This window comes from Amycolatopsis stemonae (assembly GCF_054781455.1).
In genome coordinates this window covers 12,325-31,867 of the sequence record NZ_BAAGUJ010000009.1, presented here as the reverse complement: position 1 = coordinate 31,867, position 19,543 = coordinate 12,325, and the positions used below count along the sequence as shown (strand labels likewise).

Genomic DNA, 19,543 nt, shown 5'->3' with positions numbered 1-19,543 from the left:
GACTCAGGGGGCGTCGGGTCGCGAAAGCAGCTCTCGCAGCGTCGCGAGCAGCTCGCGGCGGTCCGACGCCCCCAGCTTCCCGCGGATCCGGGCCATGTGGTGCTCCACGGTCTTCCCTGAGATGAACAGCTTCGACCCGGCCTGCTTGTACGTCAGCCCGTCGACCACCAGCCGCGCGACCTCGAGCTCCCGCTCGCTCAACGCCGCCAGCCCCGTCCCGGCCGCCGCCGGTTCCGAGGTGCCCGGGTCGCGGCGGGCCGCCGTGCCCTGGAACTGGCGGGCCGCCTCCAGGAGCTGGACCATCGCCTTGCGGTCGGACGTGCGGATCGCCGCCTGGCCGGCCAGGCGGGACGCGTCCCAGCGGAGGCCCAGGTCGTGCAGTTCCGCCGCCGCCTCGGCGATCGAGTCCGGGGCGAACGAGCCGCCCAGCACCGACAGCCAGCCCTGGGCCGCCGTGGCCAGCGCGCTCGGGTAGCGGCCGCAGTGGGCGTGCGTGGTCAACGTCGCCAGGTGGGCCTTCGCCGCGTCCGCGTCTTCCAGCGTGATCGCCGCGTGCAGCTCGTGCCAGACCAGCGAAACCGTCCACAGTGGAGGCTCGCCGAGGCGGGCCAGCAGGCTGTGGGCACGTTCGAGCTGGCCCGAAAGCTTGGCGTACGCGCCGGTGCGGGCCGCCGCGATCGCCAGCTCGCCCAGGGGCAGCAGCGAAAACAGGTCCGTCTGCTGCCGCATCGACGCCTGGTACGCGCGGTTCCACGACCGCTGCAGCCCGACCAGGTCGCTCGCCCGCCGGGCCAGCCCCAGCTCCAGCGTCGCGAAGAACAGCTCGTCGCGGGCCTCCAGCTCGCGCCCCGCCACGGCGTCGTGGTGTTCGGCCGCCGTCGCGAGGTCGCCCGCCGTCATCGCGACCCAGCCCAGCAGGAGCCGGTGGCGCACCGACAGCAGTTCGCCGCCGATGCCGCCGTCCAGCGCCCTCGTCAGCACCGACTCCGCCAGCGCCAGTTCGCCGGTGTGCAGGGCGGAGAGCGCGGCCAGCGCCGCCGGGCTGTCCGGCAGCAGCGTGCCGCCCAGGGCCGGCTCCAGCATCGCCGCCGCGCCCAGCAGGGTCGACAACGTCTCCGGCGCGCAGCCGACCACGGAATCCGTGATGCCGCGGGCCATCCGGGTCGCCGCGCCGGCGAACAGCGTCGGGGCGACGCCGGGCGAGGGGGAGTCGAGGAGCCGCCGGGCGCCGTCGACGTCGCCGGTGCCCAGCAACGCGATGGCCGCGAACGCGTCGGCGCCCGCCCAGTCGGCGGCCGGGGAGCTCTCGGCCGTGCGGGAGGCCCAGTGGTACAGCTCGGCGCTGCGGGCCAGCTCACCCCGGTGCGCCAGCACGGTCGCCGCGATCGCCGCGCCCGCGGCGCGGGTTTCCGGGTCGGCCGCGCCGAGCATCCCGTCGCCCAGGCGCAACGCCAGGTCGAGGTCGCCGGACAACGCCGCGGCCCGCGCCCAGCCCGTCGTCACGGCGGACGAGCGGTCGCCCGCTTCGACCGCCGCCTCGAACAGCCGGGTCGCCAGCCGTGCGTCGACCGGCAGGGCCTCGGCCGCCGCCGCGGCGAACGCGGCCGCCGCGGACGCGCCGGAGCTGCCGGTGCCCAGCAGCGAACGCGCGAGGTCGAGCACCGGGAGGCCGTTGGCCAGCTGCAGTTCCACCAGCCGCTGCACGGTCGTCAGCCGCCGCGCGGGTGGCCCGTAGTCGCGGACGGCGACCTCGGCCAGCGGCAGCAGCGTGTCGTCCGGGCCGAGCAGGCCGGTCGCGCGGGCGGCGTCGACGATCCCGGGCAGCTGCTCGGGGCCGCGGTCCAGCAGCGCGCACAGCAGGTCGAGGTTGCGCCCCGCGCCGGCTTCGGCCGCGATCAGGTAGCGCAGGACGTCGTCGTCGAGCTCGTCGAGCTCCGGCCGGAACTCCTCCAGCCGGCCGAGCAGTTCCCGCTCGGCCAGCCGCGGCACGCCGCCGCTGCGCGCGTGCAGGTCGGCCGCGGCCGCCGGGTCGGCCGGCTTGCCGCTCACGGTCTCGATCAGGCGCGCGATGTCTTCGAGGCCGAGCGGGCCGAGCTGCAGCAGCGTCCAGCCGGACGCCACCGCGGCCGGCCGGTGCGCGACGACGATCGGGCCGTCCGCGCCGGTGAGCAGCTCCTCGAGCTGGTCGGGGCCGAGGCGGTCGGCGTCGTCGACGAGCAGGGCGTCGACGCCGGCTTCGCGGTAGCAGCGGTCGAGCGCGGCGAGCAGCACGCTCTTGCCGTACCCGCCGGGCGCGACGACGGCGAGCCGCAACGGGGCCGCCGGGTCGGCGGCGACCTGGTCGAGCAGCTGCCGCACCGCGGGGTGCACGGGGACGGCACGAAGCGGGGGAACCTGCGTGAGCACAGTGTTCAACAGTGACCTTCACCGGAGGGGGCGCCGGGAGCGGCGCAGTGACTCGGGGCGGGGGACGGGTCGGGGCCGGCGGTGGCCTCGCGGGCGGTAACGGTGATCACCACGGCCGAGATGGCCGCGGCGAGCACGAGGACGGCGGCGGCGAGAGGGCGTCGCCGCCGGAACAGGTTCATCGGGCCGGCGCGCTCGGGCAGTTCGAACGGCGTGATGTCGACCGGCGGCCGGGGCGGCCGCTCGCCGAGGTCACCGAGCGTGTCCACCTGGGGGAGCAGGGTGGTCTCGACGGCCGGGGGTGCCAGCGGGCTGCTCCGGTTGTCCGCGCGCAGCGTCCCGATGGCGGCCGCGCCGAGCGCGGCGGTCGCCGGCGGAACCGGTCCCGTGAACACCGGGCACGGTGGCCGGGCCGGCAGCGCGTGCGGCGGGACGTCGCCGCAGAACACCACGCCGGCGAGGCCCTTGGGGGACGTCGACGCCGCGCCGGCGAGGGCGAACAGCGTGCTGAGCGCGGCGGCCGGGGCCACGCCTTCCGCGCTCGAGGCCGGCTGCCAGCCGCTCGCGCCGGTGGCCGTGGCCAGCGTGACGTGCACGCCGTCGGCGCCGAACTCGCACACCCCGGCGGCGGTCGCGCCGGGACCGGGGACGGGCAGGTGCGCGCCGAGCGCGGCGATCGACCCGGGAACCAGCGTGACCGCGGCGAACCCGGCGTCGGCCAGCGCGCGCCGCAGCAGGTCACGCCGGTAGGCGCCCCAGTCGCCGGGGTGGGTCACGACCAGGTGGGCAGGGGGGCCGCCGGTCACGTTCGCGGCGTGCTCGGCGATGCCTTCGACGAGCACTGTGGTGAGCGTCTCCGGCGGGAACGCCTCGCCTTCGACGAGCATCGGCACGTCGTCGCCGATCCGCCGGTGGAAGCCGGTGAGCAGCCGGGAGGGGATCCGGGTGCCCGCCTGCGCGGCCGCGTCCCCGGTGAGCAGGTAACCCTCGTCGTCGAGGAACAGCGCGGACGCGGCGGCCGGGGTCCGCTCGCCCAGCCACAGGGGTTCGGGCTCGCCCCAGCCGGGGCCGTGCCGGCGGCAGGTCGCGGCGTGGGTCCGCCCCTGGGCCACATCGATCCCGAGGACGTAGGGCACCGGCGCTTCCTCCTCACCTCGTGGGGCCGAACAGGGGTACGAAATCCCCCTAGGGCTCGGGGCATCCTCACCCAAACGGGTTAGTCAGGCAAGGGCTTGGCGGGATTTAACCCAACTGCGTGCGTCTCGGATGAGCCCCTAACTCCCTAACGATGACATATCGATCCCCTATCGGCTGACCGGCCCGCGACTCGGAGTGATCCCCGATGTGCGTGGGGGGTCGGTCTCCCTAACTTGATCACGGAGCACCGGTCGTAGCGGCCGATGCTGTCCCCGATCCACCGGACCAGGAGAAATCCCCATGGACTCCGTGCAGACGTTGCACGACTTCGCCCTCAACCTGCTCAACGACCCGACCGCGCTCGCGGCCTTCGGGACGGACCCGCAGGGCGCCCTCGCTGCCGCCGGTCTCGGCGACGTCAGCGCCGCCGACGTGCACGAGGTCATCCCGCTGGTGCTCGACTACGTGCCGGTCGACAGCCTCCCGGCCGTCGGTGCCCTCCCCGCCGTCGGTGGCCTGTCCCCGGTCGGCACCGACGCCCCCGGCATCCAGGGCGCGATCGACCAGCTCACCGCCCTCACCTCGGGCCTCAGCCTGCCGGCGACCCCGGAGCTGCCGGGTGTCGGCGACCTCGGCGTCGGCTCGCTGCCGGGCGTGGGCGACCTGCCCGGCGTCGGCTCCCTGCCCGTCGGTGCCCTGCCGGGTGTGGGTGACGTCACCAACGCCGCCAGCGCGACCGCGCTCGCCGGCAACGTGACCAGCGCCGTCCTCGGTGGCGACCTGGCGAACGGCCTCGACTCGGCCGCGCTGACGAACCTGACCGCCGCCCCGGCGTACCTCACCGACGCCAACCAGATCGCCCAACTGACGACGCTGGCCGAGCAGCCGGTCGTCGGCGGCGTAGGCACCGCGCACACCGTCGGCACCGAGGTGCTGAGCACCGTTTCCGGCCCGGCCAACGAGGTCGCGGCGCACACCGGTGACCTGACCGGCGCCGTGTCCGGTGTCGTCGACACCGCGACCCACGTCGGTGACTTCTCCGGCATCCTCCAGGGCGCCGGCGACCTCGGCTCCGCGAAGTCCTCGGGTGGCGAGCACCACGGCGGCCACGGCCACGGCCCGCTGGGCGAGGTCACCAACGTCGTGTCGAACGCCACGGGCATCAGCGTCGACCACAACGTCGCGGGCGCCGTCGGCGACATCGCCAGTGGCAACGGCACCGCCGTCCACGACGTGGTGTCCGGCGTCACCGACGTCAGCCACAACGCGCTGGGCAACCTGCACATCGGCGACATCGCTTCGCCGCACGACAACGACATCCACATCGGGCACTGAGCCCCGAACCGGTCACCGGTGCCCGTTCCGCGGTCTGGGTGCAGCCGCGGAACGGGCACCCGGTGTGCGCACCCGGAGCAAACCGGGGACACTCGTCCCCCGTGACCGCACCGGCTTGGCTCGAAGTGCTCAACGAGACGCTGGACGCGTGCCGCACCCACGGCCGCGCCGATCTCGCCGAGCGCCTCCGCAGACGCCGTGACGCCCCCGCCGGCCAGATCCGGCTCGGCGTCCTCGGCTTCCCCAAACAGGGCAAGGGATACCTGCTCAACGCCGTCCTGAACGCGCCCGTGTGCGCGGTCGGCGACGCCGCGACCCCCGAAGTCCCCACCGAAATCGGCTACGCCGCCGAACCCGCCGCCACCCTGGTCGGCCGCTCCCGCGAACGGATCCCCGTCGCGGTCGACCGGCTCACCGGCGAACTCGGCAACCGGCCGCCCGGCACGCTCAGCCGCGTCGAGGTCGGCGTGCCCCGTGAGCTCCTTTCGGCCGGGCTCGTCCTCGTGGACACCCCGCCGGTCGGCGACCCGCGCTCGCCGCGCACGGCCGCGGCGCTCGACCTGCTCGCCGAGGCGGACGCCGTGATCCTCGTCTCCGACGCGACCGCGCCGCTCAGCGCGGCCGAGCTCGCGCTGGCCCGGCACGTCCGCACCTGGTGCCCGCACGTCCTGCTGGCGCTGACCAAGATCGACGCTTCGCCCGGCTGGCGCGCGGTCGCCGAACGCAACCGCGGGATGCTCGCCGAGGCCGGGATCGACGCGCCCGTGCTGCCCGTTTCGGCCGTGGTCCGCCAGGCCGCGGCGAAGGCGGGTGACGCGGATCTCAACGCCCGGTCCGGGTTCCCGGATCTGCTCACCTGGATCGCCGAGCAGGCCGCGCGCCCGCCGGAGCAGTCCCGCGCGCTGCTCGCCGCCGTCGGGATCCGTGCCGCCGCGGCGGAGCTAGTCGAGTCGCTCCGCGACCGCATCGACACCGCGGCCCAGGACGCCGGGCTCGGCCAGGCGGCGCAGCTGCAGCGCGCGCAACGCCGGGCCGACGACCTGCGGCGGCAGAACACCCGGTGGCAGAACCTGCTTTCCGACGAGATCACCGACCTGATGGGCGACGTCGAGTACGACCTGCGCGAGCGGACCCGCAAGATCGTGAACACGATCGACCAGACCTTCGACGAGGGCGACCCGGCGAAGGTGTGGGACGAGTTCGCGCCGTGGCTGGACGGCGCGCTCGCCGACGCGGTCGAAACGAACTACGCGTGGCTGACCGAGCGGGCGCAGTGGACCGCGCAGGCGGTCGCGGCGTGCTTCGGCGCCCAGTACGACCGCGCCCTGCCCGAACTGCCCCTCGACGGCTCGGGTGTCGAATCCCTCGACGACGTCCGGCGGCCCAAGATCGAGAAGTTCAAGATCGGCCAGCAGGCCTTCACCGGGCTGCGCGGCTCGTACGGTGGCGTGCTGATGTTCGGCCTGGTCACCAGCCTGCCCTGGCTGGGCCTGCCGCTGATCAACCCGGTTTCGATCAGTGCCGGCGCGGCGTTCGCGGTGAAGACGATCCGCGACGAGGGCGGGATGCGGCTGCAGCGGCGGCAGGCGGTCGCCAAGATGGCGGCGCAGCGGCACGTCGACGACGTCTTCCTGCGCTTCAGCAAGGAAAGCCGCGACGCGATCCGCGTCGTGCAGCGCCGGCTGCGCGACCACTTCACCGCGCTGGCCGAGGATCTCGCGGACGAGCTGACGCGCGAACGCGAGACGATCATGGCCGGCACGGCGGAGCGGGAGCGGCGCACCGGGCACATCCGCCGGGAGATCGACCGCCTGGCCGCCCTGCACCAGCGCGCGGGCGAGCTCGGCACGATCGCCGGGCGGCAGCGGCGGGAGCTTTCGGCGTGACACAGGACGTTCGCGACCTGCTGCACGCCGCGGCCGGGCTCTACCGCGACGACCCGCGTGCTTCGGCGCTCCTGCAGGACTGCCTGCACCGGCTCGAGCAGCCGCTGCGCGTCGCCTTCACGGGGGCGCCGTCGTCGGGGAAGACGACGCTCGCCGCGGCGCTGGGGGAGTGGCCGACGCGGGCGCTGCGCGACCTCGTCCTGCTGGACGACCCCGGCCCGGCCGACGACTTCCCGGACGCGACCGTGCGGCTGGTGCGCCACCTCGAACCGGACGAGCTGGCGGCGGCGCACCCGCCGGGTGGCTCGCCGTTCGCGAAGCAGAGCGCGGTCAACTCGGTGCTGGTGCTGTCGCGGGCCGACGAGGTCGGCGCGGGCCGGATCGACGCCCTGCTCAACGCGAAGCAGCTGGCGCGCCGGGCGTGGCGGGAAGACCCGCTGTGCACGGGGTTCCTGGGGGTCATCGCCGTGGCGGGGCAGCTCGCGTACGGCGGGCGGTCGTTGCGCGACGACGAGTTCGACCTCCTGGCGGCGTTCGCCGCGGTGCCGCGCGAAGAGCTGGAACGGCACGTGCTGTCGGTGGATTCGTTCACCGACCCGGCGTTCCCCGGACCGATCACCGTGGACACCCGGCGCTCGCTGGTGGTGCGCTTCGGGATGTTCGGCGTCCGGCTCGCGCTGACGCTGATCCGCACCGGCTGCGACGACCGCGTCAAGCTGTCGGCGGAACTGGTCCGCCGCAGCGGTCTCGGCGAGCTCCGGGACACCCTCGCGGGGTGTTTCGTCGCGCGGGCCGAGGCGTTGAAGGCCCGCACGGCGATCATCCGGCTCGAGGCCCTGCTGGCGGCGCAGCCCCGCCCGGGCGGCGACCGGCTGGTGTCCCGGGTGGAGCGGTTCGCGGCCGCGGCGCACGACTTCCGGGAGCTGCGCCTGATCGCGGACATCACCGGTGGCCGCACGGCGCTCTCGGGCGAGCCCGCGGAGGAGGCGATCCGGCTGCTGGGTGCCCAGGGCACGGCCCCGGCCGACCGCCTCGGCCTGGACCCGGACGCGGACCCGGGCGACATCTACGACGCGGGCCTGGACGCGCTGCGGCGCTGGCGCCACGAGGCGGAACGGCCGGACCGCCCGCACGCGGAGCGCGCGGCAGCGCACGTCGTCGTGCGCTCGGCCGAAGGTCTGCTGGCCCTGTTCGCCTGAGTCACCCGGTTGACGGACGGGCGACCGCGACGCACCATAGACCGGTCTATGGTCCAGCGCCGGTCCGAAAGGGAACGCCCATGCCCGAAGACGTCCGCCCCCGCGTCCGGCTGTTCGGCGACCTCCTGGCGCACTGGGCGCGTGAACGCCCCGGCGACACCGCGCTGATCTTCGGCGACCGGTCCTGGACCTGGACCGAGTTCGACGAGCGGGTCCGCAGGCTTTCGGGCGCGCTCGCCGCCGCGGGCGTGGGCAAGGGCGACCGCGTCGCGTTCGTCGACAAGAACCACCCCGCGTGCCTGGAGACGACCTTCGCGGCGGGCGGGATCGGCGCGGCCAACGCGGTCGTCAACTGGCGGCTCTCCGGCGACGAACTCGCCTACGTCCTCGGCGATTCGGGCGCGAAGGTCGTGTTCGCCGGCAGCGAATGCCTGCCCGTGCTCGACGCGATCCGCGACCGGCTGCCTGCCCTCGAGCGCGTGGTGGTCCTCGACGAGTACGAGGACTTCCTGGCCGCCGGCGAGCCCTACCGGGCGCCGGACCTCGACGAGGACGACGGCGTCCTGATCATGTACACCAGCGGCACCACCGGGTTCCCGAAGGGCGCGGTGCTGACGCACCACAGCGTGCTTTCCCACGGCATGGCCGCGGGCACCGCGTTCCCGATCGGGCCGGGCGACGTCAACCTCGTCGCGATGCCGCTGTTCCACGTCGGCGGCAGCTGCTACGCGGTTTCCGGGTTCCTCTACGGCGAACCGTCCTACCTGACGCGCGAGCCGGACGCGGCTTCGCTGTTCGCCGCGCTGCAGGCGGGGATCACGCACGCCTTCCTGGTGCCCGCCGTGGTCGCCGGGATCGCGCAGGCCGGCGAGGCCGCGCTCAAGGCGTTCTCCCGCCTGAAGTACCTCTGCTACGGCGCGTCGCCGATGCCGCTTCCCCTGCTGCGCACGGTACTGGCGGCCTGGCCGGACGTCCGGTTCGCGCAGGTCTACGGCATGACCGAACTGTCCGGCGCGGTCACCGCGCTCGACCCGGAAGCCCACCGCGACGCCTCGCGTCCGGAACGGCTGGCGTCCGCGGGCACCGCACTGTCCGGTGTGGACATCCGGATCGTCGACCCGGTCACACGCGAGGACGCCGAGGTCGGCGAGGTCTGGATCCGCACCGAACAGCGGATGGCAGGCTACCTCGGCAACCCCGAAGCCACCGCGGAGACCATAGTGGACGGCTGGGTGCGCACCGGCGACGTCGGCACCCTCGACGACGGCGGTTTCCTGTTCCTCCAGGACCGCGTCAAGGACATGATCATCACCGGGGGCGAGAACGTCTACTCGCCGGAGGTCGAGCGGGTGGTCGCCGAGTTCCCCGGTGTCACCGAGGTGGCCGTGATCGGCGTGCCGGACGACCGCTGGGGCGAACAGGTCAAGGCCGTCGTCGCCGGCGAGCAGCTCGACGCCGACAAGATCGTCGAGTTCTGCCGGGAGCGTCTGGCCCACTACAAGTGCCCGCGCAGCGTCGATGTGGTGCAAGCGTTGCCGCGCAACGCGACCGGCAAGATCCTCAAGCGTTCGCTGCGCGAGCCGTACTGGCGGGACCGGGACCGGAACGTCTGATGCCCCCGGTCACGCGGCGGGCGTACTTCGAGGCCGCGCTGGACGTGCTGGCGGAACACGGGTTCACCGAGCTCAACGTCGGCCGGCTCTGCCGCGCCCTCGGCGTCACGAGCGGGTCGTTCTACCACCACTTCGGGGGCTGGCCCGGGTTCGTCGACCAGCTCCTGGAGCACTGGGAGAACCGGCAGGTGCTCATCCTGCGCGAGCGGAACTTCGGCACGGGCGGCCCGTCGGCGGACTTCGCCGCGCTGATGGACCTGACGCTCGGGCTGCCGCACCAGGCCGAGGCGGCGATCCGGGCGTGGGCGGCGAACGACGAAACCGTGCGGGCCGCCCAGAAGCGCGTCGACTCGGCGCGGCTGCGGACGGTCGGCAAGGCCGTGAAGGGCATCGTCGGCGACGGCGACCTCGCGCGGACCCTGACGTCCCTGGGCATGGCGATGCTGGTCGGCCACCAGCAGCTGGCGTCGGCGGGGGAGCACAGCGAGCTGGCGACGCTGCTGGCCGAATACACGCGGCTGGTGCACTCCCGCGCCTCGTGAGGGGTCAGGCGTTGCCGAGGATCCGGGCGATGGTGATCTCCAGGACCACGCGCTGCGGGTTCGGCTTGGGCCGGCGGTAGCGCGCGGCGTAGCGGGTTTCCGCGTCCCGCACCGACTCCGGGTCGTCGCGCAGGACGACCCGGCCCTCCAAAGTGGACCACGTGCGGCCGTCGACCTGGCAGACCGCCGCGGGGAGACCGTCGGCGCCCGCCTTGCGGGCCAGCCGGGCCTTCACCGAGCCGTCGCGCGTGATGACCCGGGCGATCCCGGTCTCGAAGTCGACGGTCACCCCGACCGCGACGACGTGCGGGGTGCCGTCCGGCCGGACCGTCGTCAGGGTGGCCAGGTGCCGTTCGGTCCAGAAGGCGCGGAAGTCCGCGCCGCGGTCGATCTCCATGCGGCTCACGCTAGTCCGTCCGGGCGGCGGTGCAGGGGTGAAACCACTCACGGTAATTGTAAGGAAAGTTTCTTAACGGTCTTGACCTCGTCTTGAACTTTCTGTCACGCTCGGGTTCGCCGTCGCCGCAGCCCACGATGTCTGTCTTTACGGAGGACCGATGAAGAAAATCGTCCGGGCGGTGGTGGCCTCGGCCGCGCTCGCCGCCGGGCTGCTGAGCGTGCCGGCGACCGCGTCCGCGGCCGGAACGCCCTACGTGCCGGGAACCCTGCGCCCGTCCGTCTCGCAAGCGGCGCAGGACCAGGCCCTCCAGAAGTACTACGACTTCTGGAAGAAGAACTTCCTCACCACCAAGTGCGGCAGCGGCACCTACGCCGTGCTGTCCAAGGACGCCGACCACGCCTTCGTCGCCGAGGGCGAGGGTTACGGCATGACGATCTCGGCGATGATGGCCGACAAGGACCCGCAGGCCCGTGCGATCGTCGACGGGATCCTCAAGTTCGTCAAGGCGCACCCGTCGGTCAACGACAAGGACCTGCACGCGGCCGAGCAGGACTCGAACTGCAAGAGCGTCAACGGCAGCGACTCCGCCACCGACGGCGACCTCGAAATCGCCTACGGCCTGCTGGTCGCGGACAAGAAGTGGGGCAGCACGGGCTCGGTGAACTACAAGGCCGAAGCCGTCCGGATCATCACCGCGATCAAGAAGTCCGAGGTCAACGGCAGCACGAAGTTCACCCTGCTCGGCGACTGGGGCAACGACGCGGAGTACGAGAACAGCTCGCGGTCCTCGGACTGGATGCCGGGCCACCTGCGCGCCTTCGCCGCGGCGACCGGCGACGGCTTCTGGGACCAGGTCCGGACCCGCTCGGAGACGGCGGTGAGCCGGCTGCAGTCGTCGTACGCGCCGAACACGGGGCTGCTGCCGGACTTCGTGGTCAACACGAATTCGACGCCGAGGCCGGCGCCCTCGAACTTCCTCGAGGGCCCGAACGACGGCAAGTACAGCTGGAACGCCTGCCGTGACCCGTGGCGCCTGGGCGCGGACGCGATCTCCTTCTCCGGCAGCGCGGCGGCCGCGCAGGTCCGCAAGATGAACACCTGGATCAAGTCCGCGACGGGCGGCGACCCGGCGAAGATCCAGAGCGGTTACTCGCTGTCGGGCTCGAAGACCGAAAGCGGCCGGCACCCGTGCTTCACCGCCCCGTTCGCGGTGGCCGCGATGACGGACCCGGGCAGCCAGGCCTGGCTGGACAAGCTGTGGACGGCGGTCTCGACGTGGTCCCCGGACGCGACGGACTACTACGGAACGGGCATCACGGTCCAGGTCCTGCTCATCCTGAGCGGCAACTACGTGGCCGCCTAGGACGGCTCTCGCGGCGGCAGTCCCGCGGCGCGGTAGATCTCGTCGATCACGGTCATCGTCTCGACCGCGTCGGCCGCCGAGGTCTTGACCGGCTCGCCGCGCAGGACGGCCGCCGCGAACGCGTCCAGCTGGTAGGAGTACGACGCGCGGCGCGGGAAACGCTCCGCGCGGCGGGCGCCGTCCACCTCGACGCGCACGCGGTGGAACGCCTGCGGGGCCACCGGGTTCACGATCCGGATCGAGCCGCGCGAGCCGACCACCTCGGCGCTGATCTTCAGCAGCGTCGACGACCACATCGAGCACTCGATCCGCCCGGTGTGGCCCGACGGGAACCGCAGCTCGGCCGTCATCGCGCGGTCGACTCTCGGGTCTCGCAGCTTCGCCGTGGCCGAAACCACCGAAGGCGTCTCGCCGCCACCGAAGGTGCGTGCCATGTGGACCGCGTAGCAGCCCGCGTCCATCGTCGCGCCGCCCGCGAGCTCGTAGTTGTAGCGGATGTCGGAGAACATCGGCAGTGGGAAGCACAACGCCGTCTCGACGCGCTGCAACGTGCCCAGCTCGCCCGACGCCACGATCTCCTCCACCCGCAACGCGAGCGGGTGGTAGCGGTAGTGGAACGCCTCCATCACGACGCGGTCGGCCGCCGCCGCGAGGTCGGCGATCTCGCGTGCTTCGGCCGCGTTCGCCGTGAACGGCTTCTCGCACAGGACGTGCTTGCCGGCCGCCAGGGCCGCCCGCGTCCAGCGGCCGTGCAGGCCGTTGGGGAGCGGGTTGTAGACGGCGTCGACTTCCGGATCTTCGAGCAGGGCTTCGTAGCCGGCGTGGACGCGGGGGATGCGATGCCGGGTCGCAAACGCTTGCGCCCGGTCGAGCGCGCGGGCCGCGACCGCGACGACCTCGACCTCGGCGTTCGAAGAAGCGGGCTTGACCAGGGCAGCGGGGGCGATGCGAGCCGCCCCGAGGATGCCGATCCGCAGGCTCATGCGCGCAAGCTAGCACCGGACAAGATTTCAACATCCAGTTGACCTCTTCAACAACGAGTTGTACCGTTCCGGCCAGCCGAACAGTGGAGGTCCGTTATGTCCCGTTCACGCGCCGTGCAGGCGGGTTTGCTCGCGAGCCTGGCCGTCCTGGTGACGGCCTGTGGTGGCGGTCCGGACGGCGCGGGCGGGACGTCACAGGCGGCCGGCGCGCCCGCGTCCGGCATCCCGGACACCGCGGCGATCGTCCAGGGCGTGCAGAAGGACGCCCAGCTCAACGCCGCCCTGCCGGCGAACGTCAAGCAGGCGGGCCTGCACCTGGCGTCCAACCTGCAGTCCGCGCCCAACAACTTCTACGCCGCCGACGGCAAGACCCCGATCGGCTACGAGGTCGACCTCGCCAAGGCGATCGCCGCCAAGCTCGGCGTCCCCGTCGCCCACCAGGACATGGCGTTCGGCTCGCTGATCACCAGCCTCCAGTCCGGCCGCATCGACCTGACCATGGCCGGCATGAACGACACCAAGGCGCGCCAGGCCCAGATCGACTTCGTCGACTACTTCACCTCGGGCATCACGATCATGATCCGCAAGGGCAACCCCGACGGCATCACCGGCCCGGACACCCTCTGCGGCAAGAACGTCGCCGTCGTGCAGGGCACCAGCCACCAGAAGTTCGCCGAAGCGCAGAGCGCGAAGTGCACGCAGGCCGGCAAGCCCGCGCTGACCGTCACCGCGACCGACAGCGACAACCAGAACCAGAACCAGCTGCGCACCGGCCGCGTCGCCGCGATCCTCAACGACCTGCCCAGCGCCGTCTACATCTCGCGGACCGCCGGCGACGGCAAGTTCTTCGAGGTCGTGCCGGGCGAGCCGATCGAGGGCGGGCCGTACGGCATCGGGGTCAACAAGCAGAACACGCCGTTGCGCGACGCCGTCCAGAAGGCCCTGCAGGCCCTCATCGCCGACGGCACCTACGGCAAGATCCTGCAGGCCTGGGGCGTCGAGCAGGGTGCGATCAAGGAGGCCGTGGTCAATGGCGGGTCCTGAACCGCTCCCGATCGTCCGGCTCCGCCACTGGGGTCGCTGGGTCGCCGCCGTCGTCATCCTCGCGCTGCTCGTGCTGCTGGGCGTCGCGCTCGGCAACGCGCAGATCGAGTGGAGCCAGGTCCCGGACTTCGTCTTCTTCAAGGTGATGGCGACCGGCCTGCTCAACACCGTCGTGCTGGCGGTGCTGTCCCAGGCGGTCGCGATCGTCCTGGGCATCGTCATCGCCCTGCTGCGCCGCAGCGCCAACCCCGTCGCGCGGTGGTTCGCCGCCGGCTACATCTGGATCTTCCGCGGCCTGCCCGTGCTGCTGCAGATCCTGCTCTGGTACAACCTCGCGCTCGTCTTCCCGGTGATCCACATCCCGTTCCTGGTGAACGAGCAGACGAACGTGCTGATCAGCGCGTTCACCGCGGCGTTCCTCGGCCTGGCGCTCAACGAAAGCGCGTACATGGCCGAGATCGTCCGAGCGGGGCTCAACAGTGTCGACAGTGGACAGACCGAAGCGGCGAAGTCGATCGGCATGACCCCGGCCGCGACGCTGCGCCGGGTCGTGCTGCCGCAGGCCATGCGCGTGATCATCCCGCCGACCGGCAACGACTTCATCAACATGCTCAAGGGCACGTCGATGGCGTCGGTGATCGGCGTGACCGAGCTGATCCACGCGGCCAACAACATCTCGTCCAACAACCTGCTGGTGATGGAGACGCTGCTGGCCGCGGCCGTCTGGTACATGGTCGTCGTGACCGTCGCCGGCGTCGGCCAGCACTACCTGGAACGCGCGTTCGGCCAGGCCGACCGCGGTCCGCTCGCCCGCGCGGGCAAGGCGTTGCGCGGCGTGCCGCTGGTGAGGAGTGCCCGTGTCTGAGCCACTGCTGCGCGCCGTCGGCGTCCGGAAGTCCTACGGCCACACCGAAGTCCTCGGCGGCATCGACCTGGACGTCCGCAAGGGACAGGTCGTCTGCCTGCTCGGGCCGTCCGGCGCCGGGAAGAGCACCTTCCTGCGCTGCATCAACCACCTCGAGACCATCGACGCGGGCCAGATCTGGGTCGACGGCGAACCGATCGGCTTCCGGCAGCGCGGCGGGAAGCTGTACGAACTGCGCGAACGCGACGTCGCGCGCCAACGGCGGGACATCGGCATGGTGTTCCAGCGGTTCAACCTGTTCGCGCACCGGACGGCACTGGAGAACGTCGTCGAGGGCCCGATCCGGGTGCTCGGGCGGAAGCCGGACGACGCCCGGAAACAGGGGCTCGAACTCCTGGACCGGGTGGGGCTGGCGCACCGCGCCGACGCCTACCCGGCCCAGCTCTCGGGCGGGCAGCAGCAGCGCGTGGCGATCGCGCGGTCGCTGGCGATGAAGCCGAAGCTGATGCTGTTCGACGAGCCGACGTCGGCGCTGGACCCGGAGCTGGTCGGGGAGGTCCTCGAGGTGATGAGTACGTTGGCGGGGGAGGGGATGACGATGGTCGTCGTGACGCACGAGATGAGCTTCGCCGCGGAGGCCGCCGACGAGGTGGTGTTCCTGGCCGACGGCGCGGTCGTCGAGACGGGGCCGCCCTCGGAAGTGCTGAGCGCGCCGAAGCACGAGCGCACCCGGCAGTTCCTGGCGAGGATCCTCGCGTGACGCGGATTTCGCCCCGGTACCTGCTCCAGTTCGACGAGCCCGCCGGCTACCTCGACTTCGCCCGGTTCGGCCCGCCGTCGCACGCGGTGCTCGACACGACGGCCGCGCTGCTCGACCAGGCCACCACCGCCGGTCCGTCCACTGTGGACGAGCTGATGCGGCAGGAGGTCCGCGCCAAGGCGGCGGCCGCGCGGCTGTCCGGCTCGGACACCGACCACACGGTGCTGCTGCCGCACACGAGTCTCGGGCTGTTCCAGGCCGCGTTCAACAGCTCCGGCGACGTGCTCGTGTCGGCGGCCGAGTTCCCCGCCAACACCTACCCATGGGCCCGCGCCGAGCAGGCCGGGCGGCTGCGGGTGCGCCGCCTGACCGGCGGTTATGTCACGCCCGAGCGGCTGGCGGCGGCGTTGACGCCGGAGATCACCACGGTGAGCGTCAGCGCGGTCGACTTCCGCACCGGGTTCCGCGCCGATCTGGCGGCCCTGCGCGAAGCCGTCGGCGACCGGCTGCTGGTCGTCGACGGGATCCAGGGCTTCGGCGTCGTCGAAGAGCCCTGGGAAGTCGCCGACGTCCTGGTCGTCGGCGGGCAGAAGTGGCTGCGCGCGGGCTGGGGGACCGGCTTCGCGGTGCTGTCCGACCGCGCGCTGGAGCGGATGGACCCCGTGCTGTCCGGCTGGACCGGCGCGCGCGACCCCGGCCTGTTCGACGACGAGATCCACCCGCCGGACGACACCGCCCAGGCCTGGTCGATCTCGAACCTCAGCCCGATCACGTCCGGCGCGTTCGCCGAGGCCCTCGAACTCGTCGAGGACGCCGGCGTCGGTGCCATCGCGGCGCGGATCGCCGAGCGGCTGGGCGCCTTCGAAGAGGTTTTGGCGTCCTGCGGCGCCGAAGTCGTCTCGGCGGTCGACCGCCGCGCGGGCATCCTGGCGTTCACCTTGCCCGGCCACCCCGCCGAACAGGTGGGGGCGGCGCTGGCGAACGCGGGGATCGCGGCGACCGTGCGGCCCGAGCACGTCCGGCTCTCGCCGCACGCGTCGACCCCGGTGGCCGCGGCGGACCTGCTCCGGCAAGCGCTGGAGACGCTGACGAAACCGCGGGAACCGCTGGTCGTCCCGGCCGCCGGGGCGACGACGCACGAGGTGCTCACCGCCCTGGTGCCGGCGATCCCGGGGCTCGCGGCGATGCTCGGGCCGGGCAACGAAGTCCTGCTGCACGACCTGAGCCGGCTGCCGGACTCGATCGTCGCCATCGCGGGCGACCTGACCGGCCGCAGCGTCGGTGGCCCGATGACCGACCTGCTGCTCGGCCTGGTCCGGCGCGGCACCACCCAGGACCTGACGAACTACCGCACGCACGGCCCGGACGGCCGTCCGATCCGCTCGTCGACGCTGTTCCTGCGAGACGCCGACGGGGTCGCGGTGGGCTGCCTGTGCGTCAACAGCGTCGACGCGTCCGCTTCGGCCGGCGCCAACGGCGAGCCGGAGACTTTCCCACCGGACGTCGACAGCCTGCAACGGTTCCTCGTCGACCGCGCGGTCGCGAAAGCCGGGATCCCGGTGGACCTGATGAAGAAACGGCACAAGGCGGCGGTGGTGCGGGAACTCGACGAAGCCGGTTATTTCCTCATCAAGGACGCGGTCGACCACCTGGCCGGGCGCCTCGACGTCACGCGCTACACGATCTACAACTACCTCAACGAAATCCGCGCCTGACGCTGCCCGATCAGACCTTGCCGCCGGGTGGCGCGGGGCGGACCATGGCGCGCATGACCGAACGGCGCGCCCTGGTGCGGCTGGAGCTGGACGACGAGTCGGACGCGGAGGAGTTCGACCGGCTCGCCCGCCGGCTGCGCGCCGAGCTGGGCGAGCTGGACGTCGACCTCCGCGCGCTGCCGGCCGAGGCCCCGGCGGGTGCGAAGGCGGCGGACCCGGTGACGGTGGGCTCGCTGCTGGTGGCGTTCAGCGCGGCGGGCGGGGTGTTCCCGGGGCTGGTGGAGACGCTGAAGGAGTGGCTGGGCCGCCAGGCGGGCAAGCACAAGATCAAGGTGACGATCGACGGCGACACGGTGGAACTCGAGCGCGCGACCACGGCGGAGCGCCAGCAGCTGATCGAGGCCTTCGTCCGGCGCCATGGCTAGCCGGCCGTGAAGGCCCGGACCACTCGGACTCCACAAAGGACTCCACGGCAGCCGCGGCCACGGAGACGCCGCACCGGCGAGCCGGGTGCATCCGATTTCCGCCTTTAGTAGGGCACCGGGCGTTTGCCGTTCCCGCGGACCGGTGCCGGGCATAGGGTTCATCCGCTCGAAGTCGCAGCCAACAAGGGAGAAGAACAGTGAGACGTGCCGTTCTCGCCGCGGTGGCCGCTGCCGCCGTGGCGTCCGCGCTCGTGGCCGCGCCGGCCGCGTCCGCGGCGCCTGCGCCGGCAGCCGGGACGATCGCCTGGGGGCCGTGTACCGATCCCACGCTCGTCGCCGCGGGCGCCGAATGCGGGTTCCTGGGGGTTCCGCTCGACTACTCGAAACCGCACGGCGCGCAGATCCAGCTCGCCGTCGACCGCGTCAAGCACAAGGTCGCCGACGCGCAGTACCAGGGTGTCATGCTGACCAACCCGGGCGGGCCCGGCGGCTCCGGCCTGCTGCTCGCCACCCGCGGGCCCCGCGTGCCGAACCACGCCGGCGACGCCTACGACTGGATCGGCTTCGACCCGCGCGGTGTCGGCGCCAGCAAGCCCGCGCTGAGCTGCGACCCGAACTACATGGACTACGACCGGCCGCAGTACGTGCCGTTCACGCCGCAGCTGGAGAAGACCTGGCTCGACCGGTCGAAGGGCTACGCCGAAGCGTGCGCGAAGAACAACCCGAAGGCCCTGCTGGAGAACATGAAGACGACCGACACGGTCAAGGACATGGACTCCATCCGGCAGGCGCTCGGCCAGAAGCAGCTGAACTTCTACGGCTACTCCTACGGCACCTACCTCGGCCAGGTCTACGGCACGCTGTTCCCGCAGAACGTGCGCCGGATGGTGCTCGACTCGACCGTCGACCCGCGGGGCGTCTGGTACGGCGACAACCTGAACCAGGACGTCGCGTTCGACCAGAACATCCTCATCTGGTTCGGCTGGCTCGCCCAGCACGACGACGTCTACCACCTCGGCAAGACGCAGGCCGCCGTGCAGCGCGTGGTCAACGAACAGCTGCTCAAGACCCAGTTCACCCCGGCGGGCGGCGTGATCGGCCCGGACGAGATCCTCGACGTCATCCAGCAGGCGTCGTACTACCAGCTGCGGTGGACGCTGCTCGGGGACGCGCTGTCGCGGTTCGTGAACAAGGGTGACTGGCAGAACTGGAAGTCGCTCTTCGAGGCCTTCGGCGGCCGCGGTGACGACAACGGCTACGCGGTCTACCTGGCCGTCCAGTGCACCGACGTCCAGTGGCCGCAGAGCTGGGAGCAGTGGAAGCGCGACAACTGGAAGACGTTCGCGAAGGCGCCGTACTTCACCTGGCAGAACGCCTGGTTCAACGCGCCCTGCCTGTACTGGCCCGCGACGGCCGGCAAGCCGACCAAGGTCGACGGCAAGGGCGTCCAGAGCGTCCTGATGATCGACGAGACCCTCGACGCGGCGACGCCGTTCCCGGGCAGCCTCGAGGTCCGCAGCCGCTTCCCGGGTGCTTCCCTGATCGCGGAGCCGGGCGGCACCAGTCACGCGATCACCCCGCGCGGCAACGCGTGCGTCGACAGCAAGATCGCCGACTACCTGGCGACGGGCGCGCTCCCGGCCCGCAAGCCGGGTCGCACGGCCGACGTCGAGTGCGCCCCGCTGCCCCAGCCGACGCCCCCGGCGCCGACGGCGGCGAAGGCCGACGTGAGTGCCACCCAGGGTCTCGTCGCCGGGCGGTTCACCGGCTGACCTGCGTAAACCCTGCACGACGGGGTGTCGGGCCCAGAGCCCGGCACCCCGTCTTTTGCGCTCTCCGACACCGCGGGCTTTGTACTCGCGCGGACTTT

General features: G+C 72.5%; 16 protein-coding genes. 12 read left to right on the top strand and 4 right to left on the bottom strand.

Annotation, left to right across the window (positions count from 1 at the left end; all coding sequences use genetic code 11):
* Positions 1–3: 3 nt before the first annotated feature.
* Both ACYVLJ_RS29800 and ACYVLJ_RS29795 read right to left on the bottom strand, forming a co-directional pair.
* A complete protein-coding gene (locus ACYVLJ_RS29800) occupies positions 4–2,415 on the bottom strand; it encodes a helix-turn-helix transcriptional regulator (RefSeq protein WP_460441150.1) in 2,412 nt (803 codons plus the stop codon).
* Positions 2,412–3,542 (bottom strand): Hsp70 family protein, encoded by a 1,131-nt coding sequence (locus ACYVLJ_RS29795; protein ID WP_460441149.1) that lies wholly within the window; start codon positions 3,540–3,542, stop codon positions 2,412–2,414. The genes ACYVLJ_RS29800 and ACYVLJ_RS29795 overlap by 4 nt, the downstream gene beginning before the upstream one ends.
* Before the next feature lie 301 nt (positions 3,543–3,843).
* On the opposite strand from ACYVLJ_RS29795, the gene ACYVLJ_RS29790 reads away from it, so the two are divergent.
* The 5 genes from ACYVLJ_RS29790 (at position 3,844) to ACYVLJ_RS29770 (ending at position 10,118) form a co-directional block, all read left to right on the top strand.
* On the top strand, positions 3,844–4,878 hold the full coding sequence (locus tag ACYVLJ_RS29790; protein ID WP_451981623.1) for an IniB N-terminal domain-containing protein: 1,035 nt from the start codon (positions 3,844–3,846) through the stop codon (positions 4,876–4,878).
* A 101-nt stretch (positions 4,879–4,979) separates the two neighbouring features.
* Positions 4,980–6,764, top strand: coding sequence for a P-loop NTPase family protein (locus tag ACYVLJ_RS29785; RefSeq protein ID WP_451981621.1), 1,785 nt, complete (start codon positions 4,980–4,982; stop codon positions 6,762–6,764).
* A complete protein-coding gene (locus ACYVLJ_RS29780; protein WP_451981618.1) occupies positions 6,761–7,963 on the top strand; it encodes a GTPase in 1,203 nt (400 codons plus the stop codon). Before ACYVLJ_RS29785 ends, ACYVLJ_RS29780 begins: the two co-directional genes overlap by 4 nt.
* An 80-nt stretch (positions 7,964–8,043) precedes the next feature.
* Positions 8,044–9,576: an acyl-CoA synthetase gene (locus tag ACYVLJ_RS29775; protein ID WP_460441148.1), complete on the top strand. Its 1,533-nt coding sequence runs from the start codon at positions 8,044–8,046 to the stop codon at positions 9,574–9,576.
* The gene (locus tag ACYVLJ_RS29770) at positions 9,576–10,118 is read left to right on the top strand and encodes a TetR/AcrR family transcriptional regulator (protein ID WP_451981612.1); all 543 of its coding nucleotides are present in this window, start codon (positions 9,576–9,578) and stop codon (positions 10,116–10,118) included. Before ACYVLJ_RS29775 ends, ACYVLJ_RS29770 begins: the two co-directional genes overlap by 1 nt.
* A 4-nt stretch (positions 10,119–10,122) precedes the next feature.
* Here the strand turns inward: ACYVLJ_RS29770 and ACYVLJ_RS29765 are convergent, their stop codons facing one another.
* Entirely contained in the window at positions 10,123–10,515 is a 393-nt protein-coding gene (locus ACYVLJ_RS29765) for a TIGR03618 family F420-dependent PPOX class oxidoreductase (RefSeq protein ID WP_451981609.1), read from the bottom strand.
* A gap of 160 nt (positions 10,516–10,675) precedes the next feature.
* Between ACYVLJ_RS29765 and ACYVLJ_RS29760 the strand changes: the two genes are divergently transcribed.
* Entirely contained in the window at positions 10,676–11,881 is a 1,206-nt protein-coding gene (locus tag ACYVLJ_RS29760) for a glycosyl hydrolase family 8 (RefSeq protein ID WP_460441147.1), read from the top strand.
* Here the strand turns inward: ACYVLJ_RS29760 and ACYVLJ_RS29755 are convergent.
* Positions 11,878–12,864 carry a Gfo/Idh/MocA family protein gene (locus tag ACYVLJ_RS29755; protein WP_460441146.1) on the bottom strand — a complete coding sequence of 329 codons (987 nt, stop codon included), beginning with the start codon at positions 12,862–12,864 and terminating at the stop codon, positions 11,878–11,880. The two genes, ACYVLJ_RS29760 and ACYVLJ_RS29755, sit on opposite strands and share 4 nt — an antisense overlap.
* Positions 12,865–12,960: 96 nt before the next feature.
* Between ACYVLJ_RS29755 and ACYVLJ_RS29750 the strand changes: the two genes are divergently transcribed.
* From ACYVLJ_RS29750 to ACYVLJ_RS29725, 6 genes are all read left to right on the top strand, one after another.
* On the top strand, positions 12,961–13,908 hold the full coding sequence (locus ACYVLJ_RS29750) for an ABC transporter substrate-binding protein (protein ID WP_451981600.1): 948 nt from the start codon (positions 12,961–12,963) through the stop codon (positions 13,906–13,908).
* Positions 13,895–14,773: an amino acid ABC transporter permease gene (locus ACYVLJ_RS29745; RefSeq protein WP_460441145.1), complete on the top strand. Its 879-nt coding sequence runs from the start codon at positions 13,895–13,897 to the stop codon at positions 14,771–14,773. The genes ACYVLJ_RS29750 and ACYVLJ_RS29745 overlap by 14 nt, the downstream gene beginning before the upstream one ends.
* Positions 14,766–15,533 carry an amino acid ABC transporter ATP-binding protein gene (locus ACYVLJ_RS29740; RefSeq protein WP_451981594.1) on the top strand — a complete coding sequence of 256 codons (768 nt, stop codon included), beginning with the start codon at positions 14,766–14,768 and terminating at the stop codon, positions 15,531–15,533. The genes ACYVLJ_RS29745 and ACYVLJ_RS29740 overlap by 8 nt, the downstream gene beginning before the upstream one ends.
* Entirely contained in the window at positions 15,530–17,248 is a 1,719-nt protein-coding gene (locus tag ACYVLJ_RS29735) for an aminotransferase class V-fold PLP-dependent enzyme (protein WP_460441144.1), read from the top strand. Before ACYVLJ_RS29740 ends, ACYVLJ_RS29735 begins: the two co-directional genes overlap by 4 nt.
* Before the next feature lie 53 nt (positions 17,249–17,301).
* Positions 17,302–17,673, top strand: coding sequence for an effector-associated constant component EACC1 (locus ACYVLJ_RS29730; protein ID WP_460441143.1), 372 nt, complete (start codon positions 17,302–17,304; stop codon positions 17,671–17,673).
* A 197-nt stretch (positions 17,674–17,870) separates the two neighbouring features.
* Positions 17,871–19,445 carry an alpha/beta hydrolase gene (locus tag ACYVLJ_RS29725; protein WP_460441142.1) on the top strand — a complete coding sequence of 525 codons (1,575 nt, stop codon included), beginning with the start codon at positions 17,871–17,873 and terminating at the stop codon, positions 19,443–19,445.
* Positions 19,446–19,543: the final 98 nt, after the last annotated feature.

Bases quoted from the DNA above. Each gene is read 5' to 3' on its own strand.
- ACYVLJ_RS29790 (WP_451981623.1), top strand. From the start codon at position 3,844: ATGGACTCCGTGCAGACGTTGCACGACTTCGCCCTCAACCTGCTCAAC.
- ACYVLJ_RS29775 (WP_460441148.1), top strand. From the start codon at position 8,044: ATGCCCGAAGACGTCCGCCCCCGCGTCCGGCTGTTCGGCGACCTCCTG.
- ACYVLJ_RS29770 (WP_451981612.1), top strand. From the start codon at position 9,576: ATGCCCCCGGTCACGCGGCGGGCGTACTTCGAGGCCGCGCTGGACGTG.
- ACYVLJ_RS29765 (WP_451981609.1), bottom strand. From the start codon at position 10,515: ATGGAGATCGACCGCGGCGCGGACTTCCGCGCCTTCTGGACCGAACGG.
- ACYVLJ_RS29760 (WP_460441147.1), top strand. From the start codon at position 10,676: ATGAAGAAAATCGTCCGGGCGGTGGTGGCCTCGGCCGCGCTCGCCGCC.
- ACYVLJ_RS29755 (WP_460441146.1), bottom strand. From the start codon at position 12,864: ATGAGCCTGCGGATCGGCATCCTCGGGGCGGCTCGCATCGCCCCCGCT.
- ACYVLJ_RS29750 (WP_451981600.1), top strand. From the start codon at position 12,961: ATGTCCCGTTCACGCGCCGTGCAGGCGGGTTTGCTCGCGAGCCTGGCC.
- ACYVLJ_RS29745 (WP_460441145.1), top strand. From the start codon at position 13,895: ATGGCGGGTCCTGAACCGCTCCCGATCGTCCGGCTCCGCCACTGGGGT.
- ACYVLJ_RS29730 (WP_460441143.1), top strand. From the start codon at position 17,302: ATGACCGAACGGCGCGCCCTGGTGCGGCTGGAGCTGGACGACGAGTCG.